Annotated in this window: 20 protein-coding genes; 9 read left to right on the forward strand and 11 right to left on the reverse strand. The window is 72.7% G+C overall.

Annotated elements, in window-relative coordinates; translation table 11 throughout:
- Nucleotide 1 precedes the first annotated feature (1 nt).
- The 6 genes from zwf to tkt all read right to left on the reverse strand — a co-directional run bounded on the left by zwf (nucleotide 2) and on the right by tkt (nucleotide 9,856).
- Nucleotides 2-1,534, reverse strand: a complete 1,533-nt coding sequence (zwf, locus tag DPM19_RS16500) for a glucose-6-phosphate dehydrogenase (RefSeq protein WP_111868585.1) — start codon at nucleotides 1,532-1,534, stop codon at nucleotides 2-4.
- A 23-nt stretch (nucleotides 1,535-1,557) separates the two neighbouring features.
- Nucleotides 1,558-3,147, reverse strand: coding sequence for a glucose-6-phosphate isomerase (locus tag DPM19_RS16505; RefSeq protein ID WP_111868588.1), 1,590 nt, complete (start codon nucleotides 3,145-3,147; stop codon nucleotides 1,558-1,560).
- On the reverse strand, nucleotides 3,144-4,817 hold the full coding sequence (locus DPM19_RS16510; protein ID WP_111868591.1) for a phosphoheptose isomerase: 1,674 nt from the start codon (nucleotides 4,815-4,817) through the stop codon (nucleotides 3,144-3,146). The genes DPM19_RS16505 and DPM19_RS16510 overlap by 4 nt, the downstream gene beginning before the upstream one ends.
- A gap of 167 nt (nucleotides 4,818-4,984) precedes the next feature.
- Nucleotides 4,985-6,634: a glucose-6-phosphate isomerase gene (locus DPM19_RS16515; RefSeq protein ID WP_111868593.1), complete on the reverse strand. Its 1,650-nt coding sequence runs from the start codon at nucleotides 6,632-6,634 to the stop codon at nucleotides 4,985-4,987.
- A complete protein-coding gene (gene tal, locus DPM19_RS16520) occupies nucleotides 6,631-7,746 on the reverse strand; it encodes a transaldolase (protein ID WP_111868596.1) in 1,116 nt (371 codons plus the stop codon). Before tal ends, DPM19_RS16515 begins: the two co-directional genes overlap by 4 nt.
- Before the next feature lie 67 nt (nucleotides 7,747-7,813).
- Complete coding sequence (gene tkt / locus DPM19_RS16525) at nucleotides 7,814-9,856, reverse strand: transketolase (RefSeq protein ID WP_233510249.1); 2,043 nt, start codon at nucleotides 9,854-9,856, stop codon at nucleotides 7,814-7,816.
- A 587-nt stretch (nucleotides 9,857-10,443) separates the two neighbouring features.
- Here tkt and DPM19_RS16530 point away from each other — a divergent pair.
- Genes DPM19_RS16530 through DPM19_RS16540 form a run of 3 tightly spaced genes read left to right on the forward strand, consistent with a single transcriptional unit; the run spans nucleotide 10,444 to nucleotide 13,674 of the window.
- Nucleotides 10,444-11,421 (forward strand): heme o synthase, encoded by a 978-nt coding sequence (locus DPM19_RS16530; RefSeq protein WP_111868601.1) that lies wholly within the window; start codon nucleotides 10,444-10,446, stop codon nucleotides 11,419-11,421.
- Nucleotides 11,422-11,474: 53 nt separating this feature from the next.
- The gene (locus DPM19_RS16535; protein ID WP_111868603.1) at nucleotides 11,475-12,656 is read left to right on the forward strand and encodes a PrsW family intramembrane metalloprotease; all 1,182 of its coding nucleotides are present in this window, start codon (nucleotides 11,475-11,477) and stop codon (nucleotides 12,654-12,656) included.
- A gap of 46 nt (nucleotides 12,657-12,702) precedes the next feature.
- Nucleotides 12,703-13,674, forward strand: a complete 972-nt coding sequence (locus DPM19_RS16540) for a COX15/CtaA family protein (protein WP_111868606.1) — start codon at nucleotides 12,703-12,705, stop codon at nucleotides 13,672-13,674.
- Here DPM19_RS16540 and DPM19_RS16545 read toward each other — a convergent pair.
- From DPM19_RS16545 to DPM19_RS16565, 5 genes are all read right to left on the reverse strand, one after another.
- Complete coding sequence (locus DPM19_RS16545; protein WP_111868609.1) at nucleotides 13,662-15,353, reverse strand: alkaline phosphatase D family protein; 1,692 nt, start codon at nucleotides 15,351-15,353, stop codon at nucleotides 13,662-13,664. The genes DPM19_RS16540 and DPM19_RS16545 overlap by 13 nt on opposite strands.
- 172 nt (nucleotides 15,354-15,525) lie before the next feature.
- Entirely contained in the window at nucleotides 15,526-17,247 is a 1,722-nt protein-coding gene (polX, locus tag DPM19_RS16550) for a DNA polymerase/3'-5' exonuclease PolX (RefSeq protein ID WP_111868611.1), read from the reverse strand.
- A 91-nt stretch (nucleotides 17,248-17,338) separates the two neighbouring features.
- Nucleotides 17,339-18,292, reverse strand: a complete 954-nt coding sequence (locus DPM19_RS16555; RefSeq protein ID WP_111868613.1) for an EamA family transporter — start codon at nucleotides 18,290-18,292, stop codon at nucleotides 17,339-17,341.
- On the reverse strand, nucleotides 18,283-19,068 hold the full coding sequence (locus tag DPM19_RS16560) for an ABC transporter permease (RefSeq protein ID WP_111868615.1): 786 nt from the start codon (nucleotides 19,066-19,068) through the stop codon (nucleotides 18,283-18,285). Before DPM19_RS16560 ends, DPM19_RS16555 begins: the two co-directional genes overlap by 10 nt.
- A complete protein-coding gene (locus DPM19_RS16565) occupies nucleotides 19,065-19,991 on the reverse strand; it encodes an ABC transporter ATP-binding protein (protein ID WP_111868627.1) in 927 nt (308 codons plus the stop codon). The genes DPM19_RS16560 and DPM19_RS16565 overlap by 4 nt, the downstream gene beginning before the upstream one ends.
- Before the next feature lie 203 nt (nucleotides 19,992-20,194).
- On the opposite strand from DPM19_RS16565, the gene DPM19_RS16570 reads away from it, so the two are divergent.
- The 6 genes from DPM19_RS16570 to DPM19_RS16595 are packed head-to-tail and all read left to right on the forward strand — an operon-like array spanning nucleotide 20,195 to nucleotide 25,921.
- A complete protein-coding gene (locus DPM19_RS16570; RefSeq protein WP_111869071.1) occupies nucleotides 20,195-20,947 on the forward strand; it encodes a helix-turn-helix transcriptional regulator in 753 nt (250 codons plus the stop codon).
- Nucleotides 20,944-22,356, forward strand: coding sequence for a Fe-S cluster assembly protein SufB (sufB, locus tag DPM19_RS16575; protein ID WP_111868630.1), 1,413 nt, complete (start codon nucleotides 20,944-20,946; stop codon nucleotides 22,354-22,356). Before DPM19_RS16570 ends, sufB begins: the two co-directional genes overlap by 4 nt.
- Nucleotides 22,356-23,510 carry a Fe-S cluster assembly protein SufD gene (sufD, locus tag DPM19_RS16580; RefSeq protein ID WP_111868632.1) on the forward strand — a complete coding sequence of 385 codons (1,155 nt, stop codon included), beginning with the start codon at nucleotides 22,356-22,358 and terminating at the stop codon, nucleotides 23,508-23,510. Before sufB ends, sufD begins: the two co-directional genes overlap by 1 nt.
- A complete protein-coding gene (locus DPM19_RS16585; RefSeq protein ID WP_111868635.1) occupies nucleotides 23,507-23,833 on the forward strand; it encodes a non-heme iron oxygenase ferredoxin subunit in 327 nt (108 codons plus the stop codon). The genes sufD and DPM19_RS16585 overlap by 4 nt, the downstream gene beginning before the upstream one ends.
- A 34-nt stretch (nucleotides 23,834-23,867) precedes the next feature.
- Nucleotides 23,868-24,632: a Fe-S cluster assembly ATPase SufC gene (gene sufC / locus DPM19_RS16590; RefSeq protein ID WP_111868638.1), complete on the forward strand. Its 765-nt coding sequence runs from the start codon at nucleotides 23,868-23,870 to the stop codon at nucleotides 24,630-24,632.
- A complete protein-coding gene (locus DPM19_RS16595) occupies nucleotides 24,629-25,921 on the forward strand; it encodes a cysteine desulfurase (RefSeq protein WP_111868640.1) in 1,293 nt (430 codons plus the stop codon). The genes sufC and DPM19_RS16595 overlap by 4 nt, the downstream gene beginning before the upstream one ends.
- The last annotated feature ends 16 nt before the right edge of the window (nucleotides 25,922-25,937 follow it).

A 25,937-nucleotide genomic window follows, 5' to 3' on the forward strand; every position in this document is an offset into this window, starting at 1 on the left:
CCTAGATCCGCCGCCAGGCGCGGCCGTCGCGGGTCATCATCGCGTCGGCGGACGCGGGGCCGTAGCCACCGGACTTGTACGGTTCGGGCCTGCCGTGCTCGGACCAGTACTCCTCGATCGGATCCAAGATCGACCAGGAGAGCTCGACCTCCTCCTGCCGCGGGAACAGCGGTGGATCACCGATGAGCACGTCGAGCAGCAGCCGCTCGTACGCCTCGGGCGAGGACTCGGTGAACGACTCGCCGTAGGCGAAGTCCATGTTGACGTCACGGACTTCCATGGACGTGCTGGGCACCTTCGAGCCGAACCGCACCGTGACGCCCTCGTCCGGCTGCACCCGGATGACCAGGGCGTTCTGGCCGAGCTCCTCGGTGTCGGTGTGCGAGAACGGCAGGTGCGGCGCCCGCTGGAAGATCAGCGCCACCTCGCTGGCCCGGCGGCTGAGCCGCTTGCCGGTGCGCAGGTAGAACGGGACGCCGGCCCAGCGCCGCGACTCGATCTCCAGCTTGATCGCGGCATAGGTCTCGGTCCGGGAGTCGGGCGGGATGCCCTCCTCCTCCAGGTAGCCGCGGACCGGTTTGCTGCCCTGCCAGCCGGCCGCGTACTGGCCGCGGGCGGTGGTCGTGCCCAGGTCCGCGGGCAGCCGCACCGACGACAGGATCTTGGCCTTCTCCGCGCGGACCGCCTCGGCGCTGAACGAGGTCGGCTCCTCCATCGCGGTCAGCGCCAGCAGTTGGAGCAGGTGGTTCTGGATCACGTCCCGGGCGGCGCCGATGCCGTCGTAGTACCCGGCCCGGCCGCCGATGCCGATGTCCTCGCCCATGGTGATCTGCACGTGGTCCACGTAGGAGCGGTTCCACAGCGGCTCGAACATGGTGTTGGCGAACCGCAGGGCCAGGATGTTCTGGACGGTCTCCTTGCCGAGGTAGTGGTCGATCCGGAAGATCGACTCCTCGGGGAACACCTGGTGCACGGTCTCGTTGAGCTCCCTGGCGCTGGCCAGGTTGTGCCCGAACGGCTTCTCGATCACCACGCGCCGCCAGGACCCCGCCCGCCGCTCGGCCAGCCCGCTGCGCTGCAGCTGCTCGATGACCTGGGGGAAGAACTTCGGTGGAATGGACAGGTAGAACGCGTAGTTGCCGCCGGTGCCGCGGGTCTGGTCGAGTTCCTTGACCGCCATCGCCAGCGCCTCGAACGCCCCCGGGTCGCTGAACTCGCCTGGAACGAAGTGCATGCCCTCCGACAGGTGCCGCCAGACGTCCTCGCGGAACGGGGTGCGGGCGAACTCCTTCACCGACTCGTACGCCAGCCGGCGGAAGTCCTGGTCCTCCCAGTCGCGCCGGGCGAAGCCGACCAGGGAGAAGCCCGGCGGCAGCAGCCCCCGGTTGGCCAGGTCGTAGATCGCCGGCAGCAGCTTCTTGCGGGACAGGTCTCCGGTGACGCCGAACAGGACCAGCACCCCCGGTCCGGCCATCTGGGGCAGTCGCTTGTCACGCGGATCGCGCAACGGGTTGTGGACCGTTCCCGCAGGCATCCCGACATTGTGGACGGACGAGCTCATGCCTCTCCTCGGGCGGCTTCCAGTAGTCGGGCGAGTCCCGCCCGACGGTCTCGCATGTGCAGGTGGACCACCGGCCGACCCCGTTCGCCCAGCACGCGGGCCGCACCGGTCGCCTGGGCGAACCGCAGCCCGCTGAGCCGGTGGGGCCGGTCCGGAACCGGTACATCCTGCATGACTTCCCCCGTCAACATTAGATATACGCCCTTATCGCACCGATCATCCGGAAATGCCGGGTAACAGGAATGCCAGGTCACCGGCACCGGACGGCCGCACCGGGTGGCCAGCCCGGCCGCCAGCCGGTGGATGCTCCGCCCCTGCCCCGAGGCCGTATCGGGGTCGAGGTAGGCGCCGATGGCGAGATGACCGCCCGGGGGGACCGCCGCCACCAGCGCATCGAACAGCGCGGGCAGGTCCTCGGTCGCGGCGAAGGCCGGGTCGCGGCTGCGCACCTGGACAGCGTCGCCCACGGGGCCCAGCACCCGGACGGCGGGCGGGGGCTCGGCGGCGTCCGTGAGCAGCGCATCGGCGCCGTCCGCCGTGACCGGGGCGTTCAGCGGGTCGGCGCCCAGCAGGTAGCCGGCCACCGCGGCGGAGTACTCCCAGACCACCAGTTGCGCGCCCAGCGGGCCCGTCACCGTCGCGTCATCCTGCCGGGGGCGCCCGTCCAGCGCGACCAGGAACAGGTCGTCGCCGGCCGGCACCGGCACCCCGCCGGACTGCACGAGCGGCAGCAGCGCGCCACCCGTCGCCCCGGTGAGCAGCGCGCCGATCCAGTCGCCCAGCCCCTCGTAGGGACTGCGGTAGGAGCCCACGACCACGGTGTCGCGGCCCGCCCGGGCACAGCCGCCCAGCAGCGCGCCCAGCACCAGGCCCGGGTTGTTCTCCGGCCGGGTCAGCGAGGGCAGCACGGCGGCCGCCTGGTCCAGCAGCTTCGCCACGTCCACCCCGGCCAGCGCGGCGGGCACCAGGGCCTGCGGGGACAGCGCGCCGAAAACCCGGCCGGCCGGGCCAGTGAGCAGCGGATGACCGGCCTCCGCCGCGAGCGCGGCCAGCGGGCCGTCCGGCTCGGCCACGACCACGAACCGTTCGGCGATCTCCTCCGGCGGCAGGCCGAGCCCCTGGAACATCCGCACGAAGACGCGGCGCAGCGCGTCGGTGCCCGGGTCGTCGGCCGTCAGCACGATGACCGTGCGGAGCAGCCGCTCGTGGTCGATGCCCAACCGGAACAGCGGGTCCGGGTCGGGGGCGTCCAGCACGGCCAGCGGGGCGCGCTCGGACCGGGCGACGACGTCGGCGGCCAGGGCGGGCACGGCGGAGCCCAGCAGGACGACCTCCGTCAGCCCCCGCGCCCGAATCCGCGTGGTGAGCTCGGAGATCCGGGGGAGCAGCGCCCGGGCCGGACCCGGCTGCCCGGGCCAGCACGCCCCCTCGGGGATCCCCTCCCACAGGGAGGGGTCCTCGGAGGCGAGCCGGACCGGCACCTGGTCGATCCACAGCCGTCCCAGCACCCGCTCCGCGGCCTCCCGCACCGGGTGCCGGGCAGTGATCGAGACCTCCGCAGCGGAGACCCGGGTGAAGGCGTTCACCGCGGCTCCCGCACCAGGTCGATGAGCCGGGCGGCGCCCGCCACCGGATCGCGCAGGTGCAGCCAGAGCGCCGGCAGCCCGCGCCGGCGCAGCGACCGCAGGTCGGCCAGTGCCCGGGCGAGTTGGAGCTTGCCGAGGGAGTAGGGCCGGCCGGGCACCGGATGGTCGGCGAGGACCCCGCCGGTGATCACCAGGAACGCGCCGGTGCCCGGCCCGTCCTTGTGGAACGACCCGGTCGCGTGCAACAGCCCCGGCCCGGGCCCGTACGTCACCGGACGGCCCGCCCGCCGGGCCAGGCCCGGTGCCAGGTAGCGCCCGGAGAAGTCGCCGGACAGGTACGTCACGATCGAGAGGTACCCGGTCGGCGGCACGCTGTGCAGCAGCGCGTCGATGGTTCCCGACAGGTCCCGCCGATGCCGGAGCACCGGCTCCAGCGCCGAGTGCGGGGCGGGCAGGCCGGCCAGGCCGTAGCTGCCGGGATCGGCGTAGACGTCGATGTCGCCGTCGCTGAAGGTGGGGATCCCGGTGGGCAGCGGCCCGTTCTCGGCCGCCAGCAGCATGGCCGCCGTGTCGTCCTCGGCCTCCTGGGCCAGCGCCGCACCGGACTCGAACGGGTTGACCCCGAGCAGCCAGCCGGCCACCGTGGTGGCGTACTCCCAGACCAGGAACTGCGCGCCGGGCGAGGCCCACAGCGAGGTCTCCGAATCGCCCGGCATGGGCTGCCGAGGGTTGATCACGAGTGCGTGCACGTCCGGGCACTCCGCGCCCGCGGGATGCCCGGGCGGTTCCAGCGGCAGGATGCCCCGGCCGTGCCGGCCGGTGCCGGTGGCCAGCAGCTGGGAGATCCAGCCGGTGAGCTCGGCGGCGCCGGAGGCGTCGCGCAGCACCAGCTTGTCGCGGGCCGGCCCGGCCGGTGACTGCTGCGCGCAGCCGCCGAGCACCGCGCCGAGCAGCAGACCCGGGTTGTCCTCCTCCTTGGCCAGCGCGGGGGCCACCGCGGCGGCCTGGTCGAGCAGCGGGGCCACGTCCGCCCCGGTGAGCAGCGCGGGCACCAGCCCGTACGCCGACAGCGCGCCGAAGTGGCCGGGCAGGTCGGGGTCGGTCAGCCCCACCCGGTAGCCGCAGCGGCGGGCGAAGTCGTCCAGCGGGCTGCCGTGGTCGGTGATGACCAGGAACCGGCCGGCGATCTCGCGGTCGGACAGGCCGTGCTTGCGGAACGCCTCGACGAAGATGCGCCGGTAGGCGTCGCCCTCGATCGAGACACCGACCTTGCTGGACAAGACGATCACGGTGCGGTCGAGCCGGTCGAGCGCCAGGTTCAGGGCCGCCGAGTCGCCCCCGTCGAGGATGGTCAGCGGGTCGTGCTCGCCCGCCGCCGCGGCCACCGCCTGGGCCGCCAGGCTCTCGGCGCCCAGGCCGATGAGCACGACGTGGTCGAGCCCGGAATAGCGCAGCTCGCCGACCACGCCGTCGAGCCGTTCGAGTAGTTCCCGCGAGGCGAACGGCAGGTCCAGCCAGCCCAGCCGGCCGTGGTCGACCGACCGCCGGCCCCACAGTCTGGGGTCCTTGGCGGACAGGGCTGCGGGCACACCGCAGGTGATGAGGTAATCGCGGGCCTGCAACGCCGAGTCGAGCGCGTCACCCCGCGTCAGCACGTCGAATCCGGCCACCGGGTCCTCCTCCCCGGCATCGTTTCAGGAGGGGGCCGCATGCGCGACTCACTTGCCGATCTTTCGGGATTTCCCGGCGGCTTTCCCGGGTGCCGTGGCCGTTCCGGCGGTCCGGAACGGCCACGGCGGCGGAGCACTACCGAGGCGGGGACCCTGTCACGACAGGGTCACGACAGGGCCGCCAGCAGTTCGGCGATCCCGGCGGCCCGGTCGCGCAGATGCAGCCGCACCGCCGGCCGGCCGCGCGAGCGCAGCGCCCGCAGGTCACCGAACGCCTGGGCGAGCTGAAGCTGCCCGAGCGAGTACGGCCGGCCCGCCACCGGGACGTCTTCGGCCACCGCGCCGGTGATCTGCAGGAACACCCCGTTCTGCGGGCCGCCCTTGTGGTACTGGCCGGTGGAGTGCAGGAACCGCGGCCCCCAGCCGAAGGTGACCGGGACGGGCGACTTGCGGATCCGGCCCGCCCGGACGGCCAGCAGCGGGCGCAGCCCCGCCACGTCCGCGTCGGCCGACCGGTCCAGGTAGGCCAGGAGCGCGAGGTACCCCCGGTCGGGCACCGCGGCGAGGACGGCCTCCAGCGCGCCGGTCAGATCACCGGCGCCCCCCAGCAGCTCAGCGGGCCCGTGCACCTCGACCGCGCCGACGGTCAGCACCGGCTCGCCGGAGACGACCGTGGGCTCCGCGCCCTCCTCGGTGCCGCGCAGCAGCGCCGCGGTGTTGTCCTTGGACTCCTGGACGTTGGGCTGGTCGAACGGGTTGATGCCGAGGACCCGGCCCGCCACCGCGGTGGCGTACTCCCAGAGCAGGAACTGCGCGCCCAGCGGCCCGGACACGCTCATCTCGGCCGCGTCGGGGCCGCCGGGGGAGGCGCCGAGCACCACCCGGCGCACATCGTCGGCGGGTTCGAAACCGGGGGCTTCCGGCCCCTCGACCACCACCGGCAGGATGCCCTTGCCCTCCTTGCCGGTGGACTCGGCGATGAGCTGCTCGGCCCAGTCGCCGAAGCCCACGATGCCCGAGCCGGCGTCGGCGATGACGAGCTTGTCGTGCCCGCCCAGCGCCGCCGCGCCGAGCGCCGCGCCCAGCGTCAGCCCCGGGTTGTCGTAGGGCTGGGCGAGCATGGGCGACAGCGCCGCGGCCTCGTCCAGCAGTGTCGCCACGTCGGCCCCGGCCAGCGCGGCGGGCACCAGCCCGAACGCGCTCAGCGCGCTGTACCGGCCGCCCACCTCCGGGTCGGCCAGGAACACCCGGTACCCGGCCTCGGTGGCGGCGGCCTCCAGCGGCGACCCGGGGTCGGTGACCACCACGATGCGGCCGGCCGGGTCGATCGCGGCGTCCCGGAAGGCCTGCTCGAAGATCCGCCGGTGGCTGTCGGTCTCGATGGTGCCGCCGCTCTTGCTCGACACCACCAGGACGGTCCGCTCCAGCCGGTCCGACACCACCGCCCGCACCTGCTGCGGGTCGGTGGTGTCGAGGACCGTCAGCTCCACCCCGGCGGTCCGGGTGATCACCTCGGGGGCGAGCGACGAGCCGCCCATCCCCGCGAGCACCACCCGGTCGAGGCCGGCGGCGCGCGTCTCGGCCACCAGCGCGGCCAGGTCGGGCAGCAGCGCCCGCGACGACTCGGGCAGGTCGAGCCAGCCGAGCCGTCTGGCCGCCTCCGCGGTGGCGTCCGGCCCCCACAGCTGGGCGTTCTTGGCCGTCAGCGCGGCCGGCACCCCGTCGCTGACCAGCCGGCCGGAGACCGCCTCGGCCTCGGCGACGACCTCGCCGCGCAGGGTCACCGAGACCCCGCCCGCGGTGACCACCGACGTCACTGGGCGCCCCCCTTGTCCGCGAGCTCGCGGCCCACCGTGGCCAGCAGCTCGCCCCAGGACGCCTCGAACTTCTCGACGCCCTCCTCCTCGAGCACGCGCACCACGTCGTCGTAGTCGACGCCGACCCGCTTGAGCGCGGCCATGTGGTTCCAGGCGTCCTCGTAGCGGCCGCGCACGGTGTCGCCGCGCACCTGGCCGTGGTCGGCCACGGCGTCCAGGGTGGCCTCGGGCATGGTGTTGACGATGCCCGGCGCGACCAGTTCGTCGACGTAGAGGGTGTCGGGCAGCGCGGGGTCCTTCACCCCGGTCGAGGCCCACAGCGGCCGCTGCGGACGGGCGCCGGCGTCGGCCAGCGCCCGCCACCGGTCGGTGGCCGACTTCTCCTCGAACAGCGCGTACGCCAGCCGGGCGTTGGCGACCCCGGCCTTGCTCCGCAGGTCCGCGGCCTCCGGAGCATCGCTCTTGTCGAGCCGCTTGTCGATCTCGGTGTCGACGCGGCTGACGAAGAACGAGGCCACCGAGGAGATCTTCGACAGGTCGTGCCCGTTGGCCCGGGCCCGCTCCAGGCCCTCGAAGTAGGCGTCGATGACCTGGCCGTAGCGCTGCAGCGAGAAGATCAGCGTCACGTTCACGCTGATGCCCTCGGACAGCGCCTGGCTGATCGCGGGCAGCCCCTCGACCGTTGCCGGGATCTTGATGTAGAGGTTCGGGCGGTCGACCATCCACCACAGCGCGCGGGCCTCGGCCACGGTCTTTTCGGTCTCGCGGGCCAGCCGCGGGTCGACCTCGATCGACACCCGCCCGTCCAGGCCGCCGGTGCGGTCGTGGACCGGGCGCAGCACGTCGCACGCCCAGCGGATGTCGTGGGTGGTGATGGCCCGGGCGGCCTCCTCGACGTCGACGCCGCGGATCGCCAGGTCCCGGACCTGGTCGTCGTAGGCGGAACCCTGGCCGAGCGCCTTGGCGAAGATCGTCGGGTTGGAGGTCACCCCCACGACGTGCTTGTCACGGACCAGTTCCGTCAGGTTGCCCGACCGCAGCCGCTCCCGGCTGATGTCGTCGAGCCAGATCGATACGCCCTCATCCGAGAGCTTTTTCAGAATCGCGCTCATCGGTCTCTCCTTAGGGTCTGCGGTCCACCGGCCCGGCGCCGGGCGTTCCCGGCGCCGGGCCGAGAGGTCAGTTGCCGGTCGTCTCGCCGCGACCGGCCAGGCCCGCCTTGATCAGGCTGGCGTGGGCGGCGGCGACGACCCGGTCGGGGGTGAAGCCGAACTGCTGGAACAGGGTCCTGTAGTCGGCCGAGGCGCCGAAGTGCTCCAGGCTGACCGACTCGCCGTGGTCGCCGACGTACCGGCGCCAGCCCAGCGCGATCCCGGCCTCCACCGACACCCGGGCATGCACCCCGGGCGGCAGCACCTGCTGCTTGTACGCGTCGTCCTGCGCCTCGAACCACTCCACGCACGGCATGGACACGACCCGGGTGGCGGTGCCTTCGGCCTCCAGCGCCGCGCGGGCCTCCAGCGCGGTGGCGACCTCGCTGCCGGTGGCGATGATCACCACGGCGGGCTGCCCGTTGGCCGCGTCGGCCAGCACGTACCCGCCCCGCGCCACGCCCTCGGCCGAGCCCAGCGCGGACCGGTCGAGCACCGGCAGCTTCTGCCGGGTGAGGCAGAGCCCGGCCGGGCGGTCGGTGTGCTCCAGGACCGTCCGCCACGCCACCACGGTCTCGCTCGCGTCGGCCGGCCGGACCACGTCGAGCCCGGGAATGGCGCGCAGCGCCCACAGGTGCTCGACCGGCTGGTGCGTCGGGCCGTCCTCGCCCAGGCCGATCGAGTCGTGCGTCCAGACGTAGGTCACCGGCAGCTTCATCAGGGCCGCCAGCCGGACGGCCGGCCGCATGTAGTCGCTGAACACCAGGAAGGTGCCGCCGTACGGGCGGGTGCCGCCGTGCAGCGCGATGCCGTTGCAGATCGCGCCCATCGCGTGCTCGCGCACCCCGAAGTGCAGGGTGCGGCCGTACCGGTGGCCGGGGAAGTCCTTGGTCTGGAACTCCTCGGGGATGAAGGACGGCTCGCCCTTCATGGTGGTGTTGTTGCTCTCGGCCAGGTCGGCCGAACCGCCCCACAGCTCCGGCAGCACCCCGGCCAGCGCGGTCAGCACCTCGCCGGACGCGGCCCGGGTCGCGATCTCCTTGCCCGCCGGGAACTCCGGCAGCGCCTTCGCCCAGCCGTTGGGCAGCCGGCGCGCGGAGATCCGGTCGAACTCGGCGGCCCGGGCGGGGTCGGTCTCGCGCCAGGCCAGGTAGTGCCGCTCCCACTCGGCGTGCAGCGCACGGCCCCGCTCGACCACCTCCCGCGAGTGCGCCAGGACGTCGGCCGGGACGTCGAAGGTGCGGGCCGGGTCCAGGCCCAGCACCTCCTTGGTGGCGGCGACCTCGTCGGCACCCAGCGCCGAGCCGTGGATCTTGCCGGTGTTCTTCTTGTTCGGGGCGGGCCAGCCGATGATGGTGCGCAGCGCGATGAACGAGGGCCGGGCGGTCTCGGCCCGGGCCGCCTCCAGCGCCGCGGCCAGCGCGGCCACGTTCTCCGCGTAGCCGCCGTCGGCCGTCCAGTCGACGTAGTGGACGTCCCAGCCGTAGGCCGCGTACCGGGCCAGCACGTCCTCGGAGAAGGCGATCGCGGTGTCGTCCTCGATCGAGATGTGGTTGTCGTCCCACAGCACCGTCAGGTTGCCCAGCCGCTGGTGGGCGGCGAGCGCGGAGGCCTCGTGGCTGATGCCCTCCTGGACGTCGCCGTCGGAGGCGAACACCCAGATGTCGTGGTCGAAGGGGCTGGTGCCGGGCTCGGCGTCGGGGTCGAACAGGCCGCGCTCGCGGCGGGCCGCCATCGCCATGCCGACCGCGTTGGCGATGCCCTGGCCGAGCGGCCCGGTGGTGGTCTCCACTCCCGAGGTGTGACCGTGCTCGGGGTGCCCGGGGGTGAGGCTGCCCCACTTGCGCAGCGCCTTGAGGTCGTCCAGCGTGAGCCCGTAGCCCGACAGGTACAGCTGGATGTAGAGGGTCAGGCTGGAGTGCCCGCACGACAGTACGAACCGGTCGCGGCCCGGCCAGTTGGGGTCGGTCGGATCATGCCGCAGGAAGCGCTGGAAGAGCAGGTAGGCGGCCGGCGCGAGGCTCATCGCGGTGCCCGGATGCCCCGAGCCCGCCTCCTCGACCGCGTCCATGGCAAGGGCGCGGACCGTGTCCACGGCCCGCCGGTCCAGGTCGGACCACTCGAACGTGCTGATGTCCCCAGTCACCGGAACGCCAGGCTCCTCTCGAACCGAAAGTTCATTCGCACGGCTCGAACGGCGATTCGAGCCGCGTCTCTGTCAGGCCGATGTGGCCAAGGCCGGTCCCTCGCGGTTCGAATGCATCACCCCAGGGTGATCGGGCCTTGTCCATGCCGAGCCTATCCAAGAAAGCGGGCCCACCGGCGTGCGGAGCGCCCGGCCGAAACGGCGCACGCCCGTCCGTGGCCGCGTAGCCGACCATTGCCCGAAGGCCGCGTCCGCTAACCCCCCGCGCGGGGGAACCTGTGGGGGAGCCCCGGCTCCCTCCGCGGCTCGCCCGGCGTCTTCGTGACCGCCCGCGACTCCCCGATGGCGACCCGATGCACGACCCTGCACAGGGGCGCATTACAGTGAGGACGCGGTTGACACCACCGGCCGCGGCAGGATCTCAGCAGCCAGGCGCGGGCCAGTGTGTCGATGGGGGCACCGACGGGGCCGCCCGAGGCCCCCCAATACACGTAGTTGGACTTGGACCGATCGTGACGGTGCTCAGTAACAGGCTCGACGTCGAGCTCGCCCAGGAGGCGCCGCCGGCGCCCGCTCCGGCCACCGGCGACATCTCCGGACACCGGCCGTTCGGCGCGCTGCTGCGCGCGTATGTCGCGCTCACCAAGCCGCGCGTCATCGAACTGCTGTTGATCACCACGCTGCCGGTGATGTTCCTCGCCGCGGGCGGGTTGCCCCCGCTGGGCACCTCGCTGCTCACGCTGCTGTTCGGCACGCTGTCGGCAGGTGCAGCGAACGCGATCAACTGTTACATCGACCGGGACATCGACGCCAAGATGCGGCGCACCCGGCGCCGCCCGCTGGCCCGTGCCCAGGTCACCCCGGTGGAGGCGCTGACCTTCGGGATCACGCTGGCGGTTCTGTCCACGGTCGGCTTCGCGCTGACGGTGAACCTCCTGTCGGCCGCGCTGTCGACGGGCGCGATCCTCTTCTACATCTTCGTCTACTCCCTGCTGCTCAAGCGCCGCACGTCGCAGAACGTGGTCTGGGGCGGGATCGCGGGCTGCATGCCCGTCCTGATCGGCTGGACGGCCGTCACCGGAGAGCTGGCGTGGACCCCGTTCGTCCTGTTCGGCGTGGTGTTCCTGTGGACGCCGCCGCACACCTGGACGCTGGCCATGCGCTACCGCGAGGACTACGCGGTGGCGAAGGTCCCGATGCTGCCGGTGGTCGCCACCGAGCGCCGGGTGGTCACCGAGAGCCTGGCCTACACCTGGGCCACCGTGCTCTGCTCGCTGCTGCTGTGGCCGGTGGCCGGGATGGGGCCGCTGTACGGGGCGGCCGCCCTGGTGCTGGGCGGGGTGCTCCTGGCCGAGGGGCACCGGTTGCTGCACCGGGCGCGCTCCGGGGTGAGTGGGCTCATGCTGCGCCCGATGCGCTTCTTCCACCTGTCGAACGTCTACCTGGCGCTGCTGTTCACCGCCGTGGCGGTCGACCCGCTGCTGCGCTGAAGCCCTGGGGCGAGGCGTAGGGCATCTCGTAGGGCATCGACTACGCTCGCGACATGGCGGACCTTGATCCCAAGGCGGTACTCGAGGGGCGGATTCCCGGTCGTCCCCCGATCGCGTTGATCGCGGGGCTCACCGTCTCGTCGCTCTGCGCCCTGCTGGTGCTGGGCCTGACCGCGGTGTTCGGTGGTGCCGGGTTCGAGATCGGGGTGGTCCTGGCCATCCTCCCCGTGCCGCTGCTCATCGCGCTGGTGCTGGCCCTCGACCGGCTGGAGCCCGAGCCGCCGCGCAACCTGGCCTTCGCGTTCATGTGGGGGGCCGGGGTGGCCGTGCTGGGCGCCCTGATCCTCAACACCGCGGGGTTGCTGTACGTCACCGTGCCGATCTTCGGCGAGGACGAGGGGCACGCCGTCAGCGCCACGCTGGGCGCGCCGCTGATCGAGGAGACGCTCAAGGGCCTCGTGCTGTTCGGCCTGCTGTGGTACCGCCGCAACGAGATCGACGGGTTCGTCGACGGCATCATCTACGCGGCGATGGTCGGCCTGGGCTTCGCCATGATGGAGAACGTCACGTACTACATGCGCGCCTACGAGGAGGGCGGCGCCCAGCAGCTCCAGGCGGTGTTCGTGCTGCGCGGCGTGATCGCTCCGCTCAGCCACCCGCTGTTCACCTCGATGATCGGCCTGGGCGTCGCGTACGCGGCCACCCACCGGCGCGGCCGGGTGATCGCCCCGGTGCTGGGCCTGCTGGGCGCGATGGTGCTGCACGGCCTCTGGAACGGTGCGGCCACCCTGGGCGGGGGCGGGCTGCTGATCGTCTACCTGCTCGACTTCTGCATCCTCGTCGTGCTGGTCGCCCTGGTCTTCTTCGAGCGGCGGCGGACGGTCGCGCTGATCGGGCGCTACCTGCCGGGATACACCCACACCGGGCTGGTGACCCCGCAGGACCTGCACATGCTGGGCCGCATCCCGGCCCGCCGGGAGGCCCGCCGGTGGGCTCGGGGGGTCGGCGGGAAGGGCGCGGCCCGGGCGATGACCGACTACCAGCTCGCCGCCACCGAACTCGCCCTGGTGCACAAACGGGCCGAGCGCGGTGTCGCCGACCCGGCCTGGTTCGCGTACCGCCGGGACGCGCTGCTGGCCCTCATGGCGACGGCCCGGCAGGCCTTCCTGCGCGTTCCGCCGGCCGCCCCGCCGTGGGCTCCGCAGGGGCCGTCCGGCCTGTTCCCGCCGCGTTAGCGGGGGTCGGGGACGGGGTGCGGCACGGCGCCCTTACGATGAAGCCGTGCCCTCCCCGAACCCGCTGTCCAGGCTCCGTGACGCCGTGTGGCGTCCCACTCCCGCGTCGCTGCGGCTGCTCGCGTTGCTCGGCGTGATCGCCAACGCGGGCATCATCGTCACCGGCGGGTCGGTACGGGTGACCAAGTCGGGGCTGGGCTGCCCGACCTGGCCCAAGTGCACCGGAGACAGCCTGGTCCCCACGGCTTCCGGAGAGCACTCCACGATCCACATGGCGATCGAGTTCGGCAACCGGACGCTGACGTTCCTCGTGCTCGCCGTGGGCGTCGCGGTCTTCGTCGCGGCGGTGCGCCTGACGCCGCGCCGCCGCGACCTGGTCCGGCTGGCGGCGGCCCAGCCGCTGAGCGTCGTCGCCCAGGCCGTGATCGGCGGCATCGTGGTACTGACCAAGCTGCACCCGGCCTCGGTCGCCGTGCACTACCTGATCTCGCCCGCCCTACTCGTCTTCGCCGTGGCGCTGTGGGTGCGGGCCGGTGAGGGCGACGGGCCCGCCCGGCCGCTGGTCGGCCCGGCGACGCGGCGGCTGGCCTTCGCCCTGGCCGGCGCCGCCGCCGCCGTGCTGGCCGCCGGGACCGTGGTCACCGGCACCGGCCCGCACTCCGGCGACGCGGACTCCCGCCGCTTCGGCTTCGCCATCGAGGCGGTCACCCGGGTGCACAGCCTGCTCGCCTGGGTCACCGTGGTGCTGGCCGTGGCGCTCCTGGTGATCCTGTTCCGCACCGGCGCGCCCGCCGTGCTGCGCCGCCGCGCGACGGAACTGGTGGCGGTCATCCTGGCCCAGGGCGCCGTCGGGTACGTGCAGTACTTCCTTGGGGTTCCGGAGGCGCTGGTGGTACTGCACCTGCTGGGCTCGGCGGTGCTGTGGATCGCGACCCTGCGAGTGCTCTTCGCCACCCGCGAGCGTCCCGTGGTCGCGGCGCGGCCGGACACTCCTGCCGCGGCCCGTCAGCCTGCCTGAGCCCGTACCGGGCCGGCGAGTTCGATCTCGGTGATCTGCTTGATCCGGGGTGGCGCGCCGTCACGGACGACCGCGCCGGTGGCGGCCTCCCAGCGCACCGCGGACCACATCCCGTCGATCTTCAAGGTGGCCAGGGCGTTGGGGAACCACGGCCCGTGCTTCACCTTCCAGCGCAGCGGCGGGCGCCGCACCCCGGCCAGCCGGGCCAGCCCGCCACCGATCGCCTTGGCCAGGCCGAATGAGGCGGCGCCGTTGAGCAACCGGACGGCCCGCGGTAGCGGGTTGCGGACCGGCGAGCAGACGGCCTGGTAGATCCGGCTGCCGCCGTTCTGGCCGGGGACGTGGGCCGGGGCCAGGTAGGAGTAGTGCACGTCGCCGGAGAGGAAGACGATGGTCTCCGGTGCCCGGCCGCGCTCCCCGCGGGCCACGGCCCGGACCAGGCCGGCCATCGCGGTGAAGGAGTTCTGGAAGGCGGCCCAGTGCTCCAGGTCGACCGCCTGGCGGATCGCCTCGGCCGCCCGGGCCGCCAGGCCGCCCCACGCGCCGTCGCACACCGCCTCGTTCCACGCCTCCAGGTCGTGCAGGCCGGGGGTGAGCAGGTAGGGGAGCGAGGTGCCGATCAGCAGATGGTCGACGTCGCCGCGCATCCGCTCGTCGAACCAGCGCCACTCGTCGGCGTCGAGGACGGCGCGCCCACCGGGGTCGAGCACCCGGCTGCACCGGGAGTCCACCATGATCAGCCGGGTGTCGCCCAGTTCCCGCGCATAGCTCCACCGGTAACTCTCGGGGTGTCGGTCGGCCCGCCGGGCGAATTCGTCGACCAGTGCGCCGCCATCGCCCTCGTGCTTGAGCAGCGCGCGCAGCAGCGGTTCGTCCGCCCGCTCGGCGGGGGAGAGGTTGCCCAGGTGCTGGTAGATCCAGTAGGCGCCGAGCCCGCTGGTGATCCGCCGCCGCCACCAGGGCTTGGTGTTCATCTTGTCGCGCCACGGGCGTGAGGTGTTCCAGTCGTCCCGGATGTCGTGGTCATCGAAGATCATCAGTGCCGGGACGGTGGACAGCAGCCAGCGGTTGACGGGGTCGCTCCAGGCCAGCCGGTACAACTCGGCGTACTCGTCGAAGTCGGCGATCTCGTCGCCCGGAGGCTCGCCGGTGTCCCGGCGCGCCTCGATGAACTCCCGCATGGCCGGCGAGGTCTCGTCGGCGTAGACCTGGTCGCCGAGCAGGAGCAGCAGGTCGGGCCAGCCGGTCTCCTCCCGGGTCTGGTCCGCCGCGGCCGCCACCTCCGGGTCGCCGGCCAGCCGCAGCGCGTACGCCCGCAGCATGTCGACGCCGTGGGTGCGGTTGTCGGTGGCGGTGTGGCCCACGCTGCTCCGGCACGAGCCGAAGGCCAGTTCGAGCCGGCGGCCGCCACGCAGGGTACGGATCTTGCTGGGCGGCAGTTCCGAGCCGGGCTCGGGCCAGACGACCTCGCCGTCGAGCCGCACCTGGTAGGGGGTGCGGGAGCCGGGCTCCAGCCCGGTGACGTCGCACAGCGCGTAGTGATGGCCGTGCACGGTGAACGTCGGGGTCTTCGTGTCCAGGACCTCGACCTCGCATGGCCGGTCGGTCTCCACCCAGATCGTGGCGCTGGTCTCGTCGACGTACCGCAGCAGCGGTCCCAGGGTCAGCCTCGCCGTCACGCTCGCTCCTTCCGGCCGGACCGCGCATCCCGAACCTCGGGGCGGGCGTCAGGGGCGCTCCGCCACCAGAGGGAACGGACGGATCCCCACGACCCTCGGCCGTACCGCCCGGCATCTCCCCGCAGTGAAATCGGACAAACCCGGATGACGCCGTGAGCAGAGTCGCATGAGTTCAGTCTTTCCGGCCCAGGAAATCCCGCAACCGGTCCAGCGGCCAGGTGTTGATCACCTCGTCGGGGGTGAGCCAGCCGCGCTGCGCGGTGCCCACGCCGTAGCGGACGTTGCGGAAGTGGCCCACGGCGTGGGCGTCGCTGTCGACGGAGAAGCGCACCCCGTACCGCCGGGCCCGGCGGATCAGGTCGGCGGGCAGGTCCAGCCGGTCGGGAAAGGAGTCGATCTCCAGTGCGGTGCCGGTACGGGCGCACGCCGCGAACACCTCGTCCCAGTCGGCGTCGACCGGCGCCCGCCGGCCGATCGACCGGGCGGTGGGGTGGCCGATGACGTGGACGTGCGGGTTCTCGCAGGCCCGGACGAGCCGCCGCGTCATCGTCGCCCGGTCCTGGGTGAAGTGGGAGTGCACCGAGGCGACGCAGATGTCGAAGCCGGCCAGGAACTCCGCCGGCCAGTCGACCTCGCCGTCGGGACCGATGTTGAGCTCGGTGCCGTGCAGCAGCACCAGATCCGGATACTCCCGCTGCAACTCGCGCAGTTCGGCCCGCTGGGCGAGCGCCTTCTCGTCGGTCATCCGCTGCATGACCAGGTCGGGTGCGTGGTCGGTGATCGCGTAGTACTCCAGCCCGCGCGCCGCCGCGGCGGCGACCATGGTCGCCAGCGGCTCCACCCCGTCGGTGAGGTCGGTGTGGGTGTGCAGGTCGCCGCGCAGGTCATCCTCGGTGACCAGCCGGGGCAGCGCGCCCTCCAGGGCGGCCTGCACCTCGCCGCCGTCCTCGCGCAGCGGCGGCGGGATCCACGGCAGCCCCAGCCGCGCGTAGACCTCCTCCTCGGTGGCCGAGACGATCAGCGCGCCGGATTCGGCGTCGAAGAGGCCGTACTCCGACAGCTTGAGCCCGGCCCGCACTGCCCGCTCGCGGATGCGGACGTTGTGCTCCTTGCTGCCGGTGAAGTACTGCATCGCGGCGCCCCACGACTCGGCCGGGACCACCCGCAGATCGACCTGCAGGCCCTGCCGGGTGCGCACGGAGGTCTTCTTGTCGCCGCCGGCGATCACCTCGGTGACCGCGGGAAGCGCGACGAACGCGGCCATCAGGGCCGCGGGATCGGCCGCAGTGGCCAGCACGTCGACGTCGCCGATCGTCTCGCGCATCCGGCGCAGCGACCCGGCGTACGCGCACCGCCCGCAGCCGGGCACCCGGGACAGCTCGGCGACGATCTCCTCGGCGAGCTCCATGGCGGTGTCGATCGACACCCGTTCGGCGGCGTGCTCCAGCAGTTCGATGCCGTGCCGCAGGTTCTCCTCGCTCTTCTCGCCGAACCCCTTCAGCCCGCGGACCTTTCCCTCGTCGATCGCCGCGGCCAATTCGGCCACCGAGGACACCCCGAGCTCTTCATAGAGGGTCAGGGCCTTGCGCGGCCCGAGCGTGGGAATGGCGGTCAGCGCCCGGACTCCGGCGGGAATGCGCGCGCGCAGCTCCTCGACCTGCCGGATGGTGCCGTTCTCGGTGTAGTCGGCCAGCTTCTTGGCGATGGCCTGCCCCACTCCGGGGATCTTTTTCAGATCGGCGAGCCCGAGCCCGGAGATGTCGCCGGGATGCCCGGCGACCGCCCGCGCGGCCTTCTCATAGGAGCGGATCTTGAACGCCTCGCCCCCGGTGATCGCCAGCAGGTCCGCCAGTTCCTGGAGAAGGGCCGCAGCCTCGTCGTTCGCCCGTGCCATAGGGGGAGTCTACGAGCGGCCACCGACGTTTCCCGGCCGGAGAACTCCCGGCCGCCGGGGCCGTGCGGGCGGCGGTTCCGGACCGAGGTCCTCACCCGCCGACGGGCTCCACCGGCGGGGAGCGCCGCTCCCGGGTGGCGCCCGCGCAGGCGACGATCACCAGCCCGATGGCCACCCACTCGCGCAGGTGCAGGATCTCGCCGAGCACCACCAGCCCGACCAGGGCGGCCACGGCCGGCTCCAGGCTCATCAGGATGCCGAAGACCCGCGGCGGCATCCGGCGCAGCGCCTCCATCTCCAGCGAATAGGGGATGACCGAGGAGAGCAGCCCCACCGCCGCACCGATCGCCAGCAGCTCCGGGTCGAGCAGGGCGGCGCCGCCGGAGACGGTCCCCGCCGGGAGCATGGCCAGCGTGCCCACCACGCTGGCCAGGGCCAGCCCGGTCGTCCCGCTGAACCGGCGCCCGGTGGCCGCGCCCAGCAGGATGTACCCGGCCCACCCGACGCCGGCCAGCAGCGCGAACCCCACACCGACGAGGTCGACGCCGCCGTCGCCGCCCCGGGCGAGCAACAGCACCCCGGCACCGGCCAGCCCGGCCCACACCAGGTCGAGCGCCCGCCGCGACGCCAGGACCGCCACCAGCAGCGGGCCCAGGAACTCGATCGTCACCGCGACGCCCAGCGGGATCCGGGCGAACGACTGGTAGATCGAGAAGTTCATCAGCGCGAGCGTGAGCCCGAATCCCGCCGCGACGGCCAGGTCGCGGCGGGTGCTGTCGCGCAGCACCGCGCGCAGCGCCCGGCGGGCCAGGAACGTCAGCACGATCGCCGAGGTGAGCAGCCGCAGCAGGACGACCGCGCTCGGCGGCAGCCGGTCGAACAGGTGCTTGGCCACCCCGGCTCCGACCTGCACCGAGACGATGCCGAGCAGGACCAGCGCGGGCGGCGGCACGGCGGCGGGGGAGAGCGCCCGGGCGAGCCCGGCGAGAGAGCCGGACAGCCGGCCGTACGCCCGTGGAGCCTCCGCGCGGGCGGTCACTCCCATCGGAAGAACCGGGCGGCCAGCGCGCAGCCGGCCACGGCCCAGATCGCGAGCACCAGCAGCGGTCCGGCGGGAAGCGCGGCGCCGTGCTGGAGGACCTGCCGCAGCCCGTCCGACAGCGCCGTGATCGGCAGCAGTTCCAGCACCGCCCGGACCCCGTCGGGGAACCTTGCCAGCGGGAACACCACCCCGCCCAGCGCGAGGAGCAGCAGGTAGACCAGGTTGGCGGCGGCCAGGGTGGCCTCCGCGCGCAGCGTCCCGGCCATCAGCAGGCCGAGGCCGCTGAAGGCCGCCGTGCCCAGCAGCAGGAGCAGCGCCACGCTCAGCGGGTCGCCCTGCGGCCGCCAGCCCAGCCCGAACGCGACCCCGCAGATCACCAGCGTCTGGAGCACTTCCACCAGCAGCACGGTGAGGGTCTTGGCGGCGATCAGCCCGGTGCGCGACAGGGGGGTGGCGCCCAGCCGCTTGAGCACCCCGTACCGGCGCTCGAAACCGGTGCCGATGGCCTGCCCGGTGAAGGCCGTCGACATCACCGCCAGGGCCAGGACGCCCGGGGCCAGGAAGTCGACCCGGCGGTCGGTGCCCAGGTCGAGCAGGGAGGTCGCGCCGAACAGCACCAGCAGCAGGACCGGGATGATCAGGGTGAGCAGCAGCTGCTCGCCGTTGCGCAGCAGTGCCCGCAGCTCGTGGCCGGTCTGCGCGGTGATCTTCCGCAGTGGCGGGGCGGCGCCGGGGGCCGGCGAGAGGTCCAGCACCGCCGGCTCTGTCGATCCGGTCACGAACGCAGCTCCCGTCCGGTCAGTTCGAGGAAGACGTCCTCCAGCGTGCGGCGCTCGATCCGCAGGTCCTCGGTCAGCACCCCGTGCGAGGCGCACCAGGTGGTGACGGTGGCCAGGAACTCGGGCTGCACGTCGCCCTCGACGAGGTAGTGCCCGGCCGGGGACTCCTTGGCGGCGCTGCCCAGCGGCAGGGCGGCCAGCAGCTCGTCGAGGCCGAGCCCGGCCCGGGCCCGGAAGCGCAGCTGGCGCTCGGCCCCGGTGAGCTCGGTCGGGGATCCGGCCGCGACCACCCGGCCGTGGTCGACGATGACGACGTGGTCGGCCAGCCGTTCGGCCTCCTCCATGTGGTGCGTGGTGAGCACCACCGCGACCCCCGAGGCCCGCAGCTCCGCCACCAGCTCCCAGGTGGCGTGCCGGGCCTGCGGGTCGAGCCCGGCGGTGGGCTCGTCGAGGAAGACCAGCTCGGGCCGGCCGACGACGGCGGCGGCGAGTGAGAGGCGCTGCCGCTGGCCGCCGGACAGCCGCCGGCAGGGCGTCCGGGCGTGTTCGGTCAGCCCCAGGCGGGCCAGCAGCGCCGCGGGTGGCAGCGGGTTCGCGTGCAGCGCGGCCATCAGCCGCAGGAACTCTCCGGCACGGGCCTGCGCGGGCACCCCGCCGGACTGGAGCATCACCCCCACCCGGGGCCGGAGCAGCCGCGCGTCGCGTACCGGGTCGAACCCGAGCACCCGGACGGTGCCGCCGTCAGGCTGCCGGTACCCCTCGCAGATTTCGACGGCGGTGGTCTTGCCCGCGCCGTTGGGGCCGAGCAGCGCCGTCACGGCGCCGCGCTCGGCGCGCAGGGACAACCCGTCCACGGCGGCCACCGAGCCGTACCGTTTGACCAGGCCGTCCAGCTCCACGGCGGCGTTGCCAGGGGGTGTCATGCCACCGAGTTTAGGTCCGGGCCGCGACGGGCTCGGCCCAGGCCCGCCAAGACCGCGTTTGTCCAGGTTAGGTAAGGCTTGCCTGGGTGAGCGATGCCACCGTGATCGGTTTGTCTGCGGGGAAGGAATTACGCCACACTGATGTTGTGAAAAACGTGCCCGAGATCTCGACCGCCGCAGCCGCGCCCGCGCGGCCCGTCGGCGTGCCGCCGATCAAGGGCCGTGAGCAGGCGTCCCGTTCCCCGGGCAGCGAGCGCGACACCCGGGCCAGGGTAGCGCGGCTCATCCTGGAGCACGGGCCCGTCACCGCCTCGGCGCTGGGCGAGCGGGTCGGGCTCACCCCGGCGGCGGTCCGCCGGCACCTGGACGCGCTTCTCGCCGAGGGCATGATCGAGGTCCGCCGGGCCCGCCCGCAGGCGCGCCGGGGGCGCGGCCGGCCGGCCAAGTGGTTCGCCATCACCGACGCCGGGCGCAGCGCCTTCGTGCACGCCTACGACGACCTGGCGACCAGCGCCCTGCGTTACCTCGCCGAGACGGTGGGGGAGGAGGCGGTGGCCGGGTTCGCGCGACGTCAGATCGGCGACCTGGAGCGCCGCTACCGTCCCGTGGTGCACGCGGCGCCCGCCCCCCAGCGGGTCCGCAAGCTCGCGGAGGCGCTGTCGGCCGACGGCTACGCCGCCTCGGCCGGCCGGTCACCGGCCGGCGGCGGCGAACAGCTGTGCCAGCACCACTGCCCGGTCGCGCACGTCGCGGCGGAGTTCCCGCAGCTGTGCGAGGCCGAGACCGAGGCGTTCAGCCGGCTGCTGGGCACCCCTGTGCAGCGGCTGGCCACCATCGCGCACGGCGACGGCGTCTGCACCACGCACGTCAGCCCGCGCTCCCTCGCCGGGAGCCGGGGCGCCACCCCTGAAGTGACAGAGACACATCACGAGGAGTCCGGGAGGACCTCCCTATGACTATCGAAGCCCACCCCGAGCTGGCGGGACTCGACAAGTACAAGTTCGGCTGGGCCGATTCGGACGCGGCCGGAGCCGCGGCGCGCCGCGGCCTGTCCGACGAGGTCGTCCGCGACATCTCGGGCAAGAAGGACGAGCCGGAGTGGATGCTCGACCTCCGGCTGAAGGGCCTGCGCCTGTTCGGTCGCAAGCCGATGCCCACCTGGGGCTCGGACCTGTCGGGCATCGACTTCGACAACATCAAGTACTTCGTCCGCTCCACCGAGAAGCAGGCGGCCTCCTGGGAGGACCTCCCGGAGGACATCAAGAACACCTACGACAAGCTGGGCATCCCCGAGGCCGAGAAGCAGCGGCTGATCGCCGGGGTCGCGGCCCAGTACGAGTCCGAGGTGGTCTACCACAAGATCCGTGAGGATCTTGAGGAGAAGGGTGTCATCTTCGTCGACACCGACACCGGCCTGCGCGAGCACCCGGAGCTGTTCCAGGAGTACTTCGGCACGGTGATCCCGGTCGGCGACAACAAGTTCGCCGCGCTGAACACGGCCGTGTGGTCGGGCGGGTCGTTCATCTACGTGCCGCCGGGCGTGCACGTCGAGATCCCGCTGCAGGCCTACTTCCGGATCAACACCGAGAACATGGGCCAGTTCGAGCGGACCCTGATCATCGTCGACGAGGGCGCCTACGTGCACTACGTCGAGGGCTGCACCGCGCCGATCTACAAGTCCGACTCGCTGCACTCCGCGGTGGTCGAGATCATCGTGAAGAAGAACGCGCGCTGCCGCTACACGACCATCCAGAACTGGTCCAACAACGTCTACAACCTGGTGACCAAGCGCGCCGTCGCCTACGAGGGCGCGACCATGGAGTGGGTCGACGGCAACATCGGCTCCAAGGTCACCATGAAGTACCCGGCCATCTACCTGCTGGGCGAGCACGCCAAGGGCGAGACCCTGTCGATCGCCTTCGCCGGCGAGGGCCAGCACCAGGACGCCGGCGCCAAGATGGTCCACGCCGCGCCGCACACCTCCAGCACCATCGTGTCCAAGTCGGTGGCCCGCGGCGGCGGCCGCACCTCCTACCGGGGCCTGGTCCAGGTCCAGGAGGGCGCCGAGCACGCCAAGTCCACGGTCAAGTGCGACGCCCTGCTGGTCGACCAGATCAGCCGGTCCGACACCTACCCCTACGTCGACGTCCGCGAGGACGACGTGGAGATGGGCCACGAGGCCACCGTCTCCAAGGTCTCGGAGAACCAGCTGTTCTACCTGATGAGCCGCGGCCTCACCGAGGACGAGGCGATGGCGATGATCGTGCGCGGCTTCGTCGAGCCGATCGCCCGCGAACTGCCCATGGAGTACGCGCTGGAGCTGAACCGCCTGATCGAGCTGCAGATGGAAGGAGCGGTGGGCTGATGGGCCTGGAGACAGCGTCCGCCGAGCGGCCTCTCTCGACCCTGCACGAGAAGGCGTCCTACGACGTCGCCGACTTCGAGGTGCCCAAGGGCCGCGAGGAGAAGTGGCGGTTCACCCCGCTGCGCCGGCTGCGCGGGCTGCACGACGGCACCGCCGCCGAAGGCAGCGCGGCCGACGCGACCGACCCGGTCCTGGTCGAGGTCGAGGCGGCGCCCGACGTCAAGGTCGAGCGGGTGGGCCGCGACGACCCGCGGGTGGGTCGTGCCTACGTCCCGACCGACCGGGTGAGCGCGCAGGCCTATGCCTCGTTCACCCAGGCCACCGTGATCACGGTGCCCCGGGAGACGGTCGCGACGACGCCCACCGTGGTGCGGCTGCGCGGCGAGGACGCCGGCCACGCCGCCTTCGGGCACACCACGGTCATCGTCGAGCCGCTGGCCAAGGCCACCGTGGTCCTCGACCACCGGGGCTCGGCCACCTACGCCGACAACGTCGAGTTCGTCGTCGGGGACGGCGCCGCCCTGTCGGTGATCAGCATGCACGACTGGGCCGACGACTCCGTGCACCTGTCGCACCAGCACGCGCGGCTGGCCAAGGACGCCCGGTTCACCGGTTTCGTGATCTCGCTCGGCGGCGACGTGGTGCGGATCGCGCCGTCGGTGTCGTACCACGGGCCCGGCGGCGACGCCGAGCTGTACGGGGTCTACTTCGCCGACGCCGGGCAGCACCTGGAGCACCGGCTGCTCGTGGACCACACCGTCCCGAACTGCCGCAGCCGGGTCGACTACCGTGGCGCGCTCCAGGGCGACGCCGCGCACGCCGTCTGGATCGGCGACGTGATCATCCGAGCCGAGGCCGAGGGCACCGACACCTACGAGCTCAACCGCAACCTGGTGCTCACCGACGGCACCCGGGTCGACTCGGTGCCGAACCTGGAGATCCTGACCGGCGAGGTCGCCGGCGCCGGGCACGCCAGCGCCAGCGGCCGGCTCGACGACCAGCACCTGTTCTACCTGCAGGCGCGCGGCATCCCCCGGGACCAGGCCCGCCGCATGGTGGTCCGCGGCTTCCTCGGCCAGCTCATCGAGCGGATCGAGGTACCCGAGGTGCGCGAGCAGGTCGCCGCCGCGATCGAGGCGGAGCTGGACCGATGAGCGAGAACGGCTTCGTGAAGGTCTGCTCGGTGACCGACATCCCCGCCGACGGGGCGCTCGCGGTCGAGATCGACGACGTCCCCGTGGCGCTGGTGCGCACCGGCGCGGAGATCTACGCGCTGAACGACACCTGCTCGCACGCCGAGGTCTCCCTGTCCGAGGGCGAGGTCTACGACGGCACGATCGAGTGCTGGCTGCACGGGTCCTGTTTCGACCTGCGGACCGGCAAGCCCACCAACCCGCCGGCCACCCGGCCGGTCCCCACCTACCGCGTGAAGGTCGTCGGTGACGAGGTGCACGTCTCGCTCACCGCCGCCGACTGACCTCCGACGAACCGACAGAGAGCTCTGAGAACCTATGGCCACGCTTGAGATCCGCGACCTCCACGTCTCCGTCGGCGACGGCTCCGACGGGGCGAAGGAGATCCTGCGCGGCGTCGACCTGACCGTCAAGGCCGGGGAGATCCACGCCATCATGGGGCCCAACGGCTCCGGCAAGTCCACCCTCGCCTACGCGGTCGCCGGGCACCCCAAGTACGAGATCACCTCCGGTTCGGTCACGCTGGACGGCGAGGACGTGCTGGAGATGTCCGTCGACGAGCGCGCCCGCGCCGGGCTGTTCCTGGCGATGCAGTACCCGGTCGAGGTGCCGGGGGTGTCGGTGTCGAACTTCCTGCGCTCGGCGGTGACCGCGGTGCGCGGCGAGGCGCCGAAGCTGCGCGAGTTCACCAAGGAGATGAAGCGGGCCATGGACGACCTGTCCATCGACCCGGCCTTCGCGCAGCGCAGCCTGAACGAGGGCTTCTCCGGCGGCGAGAAGAAGCGCCACGAGATCCTCCAACTCGAACTGCTCCGGCCGAAGGTCGCCGTCCTGGACGAGACCGACTCCGGTCTCGACGTCGACGCGCTCAAGGTCGTCTCCGAGGGCATCAACCGCTTCTCCGGCGGCGAGACCGGGGTGCTGCTGATCACGCACTACACCCGGATCCTGCGGTACGTGCAGCCCGACTTCGTGCACGTCTTCGCCGGCGGGCGCATCGTCGCGGCCGGCGGCCCGGAACTGGCCGAGGAACTGGAGAACGAGGGCTACGAGAAGTACGTGAAGGCGGGCGTGTCGGCATGAGCGCGGGAACCGTTCCGGCCCCGGGCGGAGCGCTACTGCCCGTGGAGCTCAAGAAGGACTTCCCCCTGCTGGCGCGCACGGTCCGCGGCGGCCGCCCGCTGGTCTACCTCGACTCCGGGGCGACCTCGCAGAAGCCCGTTCCGGTGCTCGACGCTGAGCGGAACTTCTACGAGCGGCACAACGCCGCGGTGCACCGGGGCGCGCACCTGCTCGCGGAGGAGGCCACCGACGCGTTCGAGGGCGCCCGCGCGACCATCGCCACGTTCATCGGGGCGGTCCCCGGCGAGATCGTCTTCACCAAGAACGCGACCGAGAGCATCAACCTGGTCGCGTACGCGATGAGCAACGCGGCCACGGCCGGTCCCGAGGCCGAGCGGTTCCGGGTCGGGCCGGGCGACGAGATCGTCGTCACCGAGATGGAGCACCACGCCAACCTGGTGCCCTGGCAGCAGCTCTGCCAGCGCACCGGCGCCACGCTGCGCTGGTTCGGGCTCACCGACGACGGCCGCCTGGACCTGTCCGAGCTCGACACCCTGGTCAACGAGCGCACCAGGCTGGTCGCGCTGACCCACCAGTCGAACGTGCTGGGAACGGTCCCGCCGGTGGAACTGGTCGCCGCCCGGGCCCGCGAGGTCGGCGCCCTCGTCCTGCTGGACGCGGCGCAGTCCGTGCCGCACCAGCCGGTCGACGTGGCCGCGCTGGGCGCCGACTTCCTGGTGTTCTCCGGGCACAAGATGCTCGGCCCGTCCGGGATCGGCGTGCTGTGGGGCCGCCGGGAGCTGCTGGAGATCATGCCCCCCTTCATCACCGGCGGGTCGATGATCGAAGTGGTCCGGATGGAGGGTTCCACCTTCATGCCGCCGCCGCAGCGGTTCGAGGCCGGGGTGCCGGTGACCGCGCAGGCGGTCGGCCTCGCCGCGGCCTGCGACTACCTGACCGAGCTGGGGATGGACCGGGTACACGCGCACGAGGAGGCGCTGACCGGGTACGCCCTGGAGCAACTGGGCGAGATCCCGGGTGTTCGGATCATCGGACCGGAGTCGATTGAGGCCCGCGGCGGCACGGTGGCCTTCACGGTCGAGGAGATCCACCCGCACGACGTGGGGCAGGTGCTCGACGAGTTGGGCGTGGCGGTCCGGGTGGGGCACCACTGCGCGTGGCCGATCTGCCGCCGTTACGGCATTCCGGCGACCACCCGGGCGTCCTTCTACGTCTACAACGACCTCACCGATGTGGACGCGCTGGCCGACGGGGTACGGCAGGCCCAGAAGTTCTTCGGAACAGGCTGAGCCGGCCGCCGGTTAT

This window comes from Actinomadura craniellae (assembly GCF_003289645.1).
GTDB classification, from domain to species: Bacteria; Actinomycetota; Actinomycetes; order Streptosporangiales; family Streptosporangiaceae; genus Actinomadura_D; species Actinomadura_D craniellae.